Raw genomic sequence first — 652 nt, 5'->3', positions numbered from 1 at the left:
GTGCTGCTCATCGGGCCGGCCGGCGCGGGCAAGACCACCGTGGCCCGGCTGTGGGCGGACAGCCGGCGGGTGCCCACCGCGCACATCAGCCTCGACGACGTGCGCGAGTGGGTCAGGTCCGGCTTCGCCAACCCGCAGTCCGGTTGGAACGAGAACTCCGAGGCGCAGTACCGGCTCGCCCGCCGCACCTGCGGCTTCGCGGCCCGCAACTTCCTGGCCAACGGCATCTCCTGCATCCTGGACGACGCCGTCTTCCCCGACCGCCCGGTCGTGGGCCTCGGCGGCTGGAAGCGGCACGTCGGCCCCGGGCTGCTGCCCGTGGTGCTCCTGCCGGGCCTCGAGGTCGTCCTGGAGCGCAACGCGGCGCGCTCGGGCAACCGCAGGCTCAGCGACGAGGAGGTCGCCCGCATCCACGGCCGGATGGCCGGCTGGTACGGGTCGGGGCTGCCGATCATCGACAACTCGCAGTACGACGTGGCGCAGACCGCCCAGATGCTGGACGAGGCCGTCGCGCGCAGCATCGCGAGCCCGCCCACCTGGTAGCCACCAGGGCCCGGCCGCCGGAACCTTTCCGCTGGTCGGGCCCGGGGCCGGCCATGGCGAACTCCCCCCTCGCGAGGCGTCCCGGGCCGCCGCCCCCGGGGCCCGGGCG

1 protein-coding gene is annotated in these 652 nt (G+C 75.3%); it reads left to right on the top strand.

Features of this window, described 5'->3' with window-relative positions; all coding sequences use genetic code 11:
* On the top strand, positions 1 to 543 hold a 543-nt coding region (locus KUM32_RS41540), incomplete at its 5' end, for an AAA family ATPase (RefSeq protein WP_217146810.1).
* Positions 544 to 652 lie beyond the last annotated feature (109 nt).

This window comes from Streptomyces sp. AC627_RSS907 (genome assembly GCF_019049165.1).
The sequence above is the reverse complement of the archived record's forward strand: the minus strand, read 5'-3'. Positions and strand labels throughout refer to the sequence as shown.